Below are 3,777 nucleotides of genomic sequence, written 5' to 3' on the forward strand. Positions count from 1 at the left end.
GGGCTCGCTGGTTCGTGGGCGGCCCGCGGGTGGGGCTGTCTCGGGATGCCGCTGGGCGTTGAGGCCGGGGCCGGTCCGCGCCGGTGCGGCCGGCGGGGAAGCGGCGGGAAGGTCGCGGTGGGTTGACGACCTGCCATGTACACGAGTTCAATCCGTACCGATCAGAAGTCAACACCCCACCACCCGCCCGCCCGTGCGGCCGCCCCTCCGGCCGCGCGGCCCTGATGCGCGCCGGGCGCCGCCCGCGTACGCGGTGACCGGCCACCGTGCTGCCCCCCACACTTGCGTGACGGACCGTCAGGAGCCGTACATGAACGATCAGCCAGCCCCCCACCGAGCCGCTTCGCGGCTCACCCCGCTCAGCCGGCGGTGGCGCCGCCTCGTGCTGCCGGTGGCGCTCGGCGCGCTCGCCGTCTTCGCGGTGTTCGCGGCCGAGGCGCCGGCCGCCCAGGCCGTCACCGTGCCCGCGCCGCCCTCGGGATGGAGCACGGTGTTCAGCGACGACTTCTCGGGGGCGTCCGGCAGCGCGCCGAACGCGTCCAAGTGGACGTACGACACCGGTCCCGGGTCGAACTTCGGGACCGGTGAGATCGAGACGATGACCAACTCGACCAGCAACGTCCACCTGGACGGCAGCGGTCACCTGAACATCACCGCGCTCGGCAGCGGCAGCAACTGGACCTCGGGCCGGATCCACACACCCAGCGCGGTCGTCGGTGCGCCGGCCGGCGGCAAGCTGGAGGTCGTCGCGTCGATCCAGCAGCCCAACCCGGGCAACGGGCTCGGCTACTGGCCGGCCTTCTGGATGCTCGGGCCCGGCCAGTGGCCCGAGAACGGCGAGATCGACATCATGGAGGACGTCAACGCGCTGTCCGAGGTGGCCGGCACCATCCACTGCGGCACCTACCCGGGCGGCGTCTGCAACGAGGGCAACGGGATCGGCAGCGGCCTGCGCGGCTGCGGCGGCTGTCAGACCGGCTTCCACACGTACGCGATGGTGCTGGACCGGACCAACACCGCAAACGAGTCGATCACCTTCTCCCTCGACGGCGCCTCCTACTTCACCGTCACCGAGGGCCAGGTCGGCGCGTCGACCTGGCAGCAGGCGTTCGACCACAACTTGTCGATCATCTTCGACCTCGCCATGGGCGGCGGCTTCCCGAACGGCGTGTGCGGCTGCAACTCGCCCAGTTCGGCGACCACTTCCGGCGGCACGATGAGCGTCGGCTACGTCGCCGCGTACAGCACGAGCGGTGGGGGCGGCACCCCGCCGCCGCCGCCGAGCGGCGGCAGCGCCATCACCGGCTACGCGGGCCTGTGCCTGGACGACCGCGCGGGCAGTACGGCCGACTACAACCCCGTCCAGGTCTACACCTGCAACGGAACCTCCGCGCAGCAGTGGTCCGTTGTCCAGGCCGGCAGCACCCTGCACGTGCTGGGCAAGTGCCTGGACGTGTACGCGGCCGGGACCGCGAACGGCACCCCGGTGGACCTCTACGACTGCAACAACACCGGCTCGCAGGTGTGGATACCGCAGTCCAACGGCTCGTTGTACAACCCGCAGTCCAACAAGTGCCTGGACGACACCGGTTGGTCGACCACCCCCGGCACCCAGGTGGAGATCTGGGACTGCACCGGCGGCGCCAACCAGGTCTGGCACCTGCCCTCCTGACCCGGCCGTACCCGGCCGCGCGGCGGACTCCCCGTCCGTCGCGCGGCCGGGCCGGGGGTCAGGACGACGGGCTCGACGAGGGCGCGCCGCCGGCGGGCCGCTGGGGCAGCAGCGGCTTGCAGGTGGTGTAGGCCTTCGCCGTCTTGGGGTCCGCGGTGTTGATGCCGCGGAAGCCGCCGAAGCCGCCCCCGCCGGGGCGGTTGGTGGCGCCGGGGGACGGGGTGGGCAGGGTCACGCCGTGGTCCTTGAGGCAGCTGGTGAAGGCCTGGAAGGCGCTGCTGTCGGCACCCCCGGCGCCGCCCGCGCCGCCGCGGCCGCTGAACTGCGGGCGCAGGGAGGCGCAGGCCGACAGGGCCTTCTGGGTGGCCGCGTCCGGCGAGGCACCGCCGAAGCCGGGGAAACCGCCACCGCCGCGACCGCCGCCGAAGCCGCCGTAACCGCCGGCCCGCGGCGAGCCGGAGGGCCGCGCCCCGCCGGACGGACGCGCGCCGCCCGAAGGACGGCTGAACGTCGGCAGGTTGACGCCGTGCTGCGACAGGCACTGCCGGTACTTGTCCATCGAGGCGGCGGCGTTGGCGGCGCCGCCACTGGCGGCACCGGTCGAGGCGGCCGGCGACGCCGAACCGGACGGCTTGGCGTCCGCGCCCGACGAACCGGACGACGACGAGCACGCGGTCAGCAGCAGCGCCCCCGACGCGGCCAGCACGGTCACGGACACGCCGGCCCGCAGCGCGGTACGGGCGCCGACGGCCCCGGCGGCCTTGCTGGTGGTGGTCCAGGTCATGTCGGTTACGTCCCCTCGGAAAGCTGCGGCCGGCCCGAAGGGGCCCGGCCGGTTCGAAACGCGCCGCCCACGCGCACGCGCGGGACACGGGTGCACGCAGGCGACGGCCCAGACTGAACCGCACACAGGTGGGGACTGTCGGGGACCGAGCTGTGAGTTCCCGGGGAACATCGCGTCCCGGCGGTCACCGGAGTCCCACATTCCGGCCCGTTACGCCCGGTTGAAGGGGATTCGCGGGCCTGTCGCGGCCCGCCGGACCCGCTCCCGCTCCCAGCAAACTCCCAGGGTTCTCCCAGGGCTTCAAAGGCGTCGGCGGCCAGGATGCGCGGCATGAAGGTGCTCCCACGGCGGCGCAGGGCCGTCCTGATCAACTCCGTGCTCGGCGTGGTGGTCCTCGCGGGCGCCGGCGGTGCCTACGCGGCCGTGCACGATGACGGCGGCGGGAGCTCCACGGCCGCCGGCGGCGCCCGGGTGGCGACCGTGTCGACCGCCACCGTGCTGGCCACCGTCTCCGGCTCCGGCTCGCTGGCCTCGCCCAGCGACGCGGGCGTGAACTTCACCACCGGCGGCACGCTCACCGCGGTGGACGTCAAGCCGGGCGACAAGGTCAAGAAGGGCCAGACGCTGGCCAAGGTCGATCCGACGGCCGCCGACGAGACGCTCCAGCAGGACCAGGCGTCGCTCACCGCCGCCGAGGCGAACCTCACGAAGGTGGAGGCCGGCGAACTGCCCGCGTCCACCGGCAACTCGGGCGGCTCCGGCAGCGACGGCTCCACCGGATCCGGGGGCCGCGGCACGGTCGAGGCCGCCCCGACCCCGACGCCCACCCCGACCGTCGACCCCGCGCAACTCGCGCAGGCCCAAGCTCAGTTGACCCAGGCGCAGAACGCGGTGGACGCCGCGCAGCGCGCGGTGGACGGCTGCGTGCTCAAGGCCCCGGTGTCCGGCACGGTCGCCTCGGTGGCCAGCGCCAAGGGCGACACGGTCTCCGGCACCAACGGCAACGGCACCAGTGCCGGCAGCAGTTCGGGTTCCGGCTCGGGCTCCGGGTCCAGCAGCGCGGCCACCACGACCAGTTCCACGCCCACCGGCTTCATCGTCCTGACCAACCCGTCCGGCATGCAGGTGAAGGCGAACTTCTCCGAGTCCGACGCGCTCAAGATCAAGGCCGGCCAGACCGCCACCGTCACGCTCAACGCCGAGTCCGACACCGTGCTCGACGCGAAGGTGCTGTCGATCAGTTCGCTCCCGGTCAGCAGCAGTTCCAGCTCCGGCGGCGGCGGTTCCAGCAGCGGCAGCGCCGTGCAGTACGCGGCGACCC

At 73.4% G+C, this 3,777-nt stretch carries 3 protein-coding genes; 2 read left to right on the forward strand and 1 reads right to left on the reverse strand.

Annotated features, from left to right (window positions below; all coding sequences use genetic code 11):
- Positions 1 to 310: 310 nt before the first annotated feature.
- Positions 311 to 1,672: a ricin-type beta-trefoil lectin domain protein gene (locus GA0115240_RS24460; protein WP_093739696.1), complete on the forward strand. Its 1,362-nt coding sequence runs from the start codon at positions 311 to 313 to the stop codon at positions 1,670 to 1,672.
- Between the two features lie 58 nt (positions 1,673 to 1,730).
- On the opposite strand, the gene GA0115240_RS24465 is transcribed toward GA0115240_RS24460, so the two are convergent.
- A complete protein-coding gene (locus GA0115240_RS24465) occupies positions 1,731 to 2,456 on the reverse strand; it encodes a hypothetical protein (protein WP_093739698.1) in 726 nt (241 codons plus the stop codon).
- A 330-nt stretch (positions 2,457 to 2,786) separates the two neighbouring features.
- On the opposite strand from GA0115240_RS24465, the gene GA0115240_RS24470 reads away from it, so the two are divergent.
- Positions 2,787 to 3,777, forward strand: a 991-nt coding sequence (locus GA0115240_RS24470) for an efflux RND transporter periplasmic adaptor subunit (RefSeq protein WP_093739700.1), incomplete at its 3' end; no start/stop codon positions are given.

It is taken from the genome of Streptomyces sp. DvalAA-14, assembly GCF_900091855.1.
GTDB lineage: Bacteria > Actinomycetota > Actinomycetes > Streptomycetales > Streptomycetaceae > Actinacidiphila.

Bases quoted from the DNA above. Each gene is read 5' to 3' on its own strand.
- GA0115240_RS24460 (WP_093739696.1), top strand. From the start codon at position 311: ATGAACGATCAGCCAGCCCCCCACCGAGCCGCTTCGCGGCTCACCCCG.
- GA0115240_RS24465 (WP_093739698.1), bottom strand. From the start codon at position 2,456: ATGACCTGGACCACCACCAGCAAGGCCGCCGGGGCCGTCGGCGCCCGT.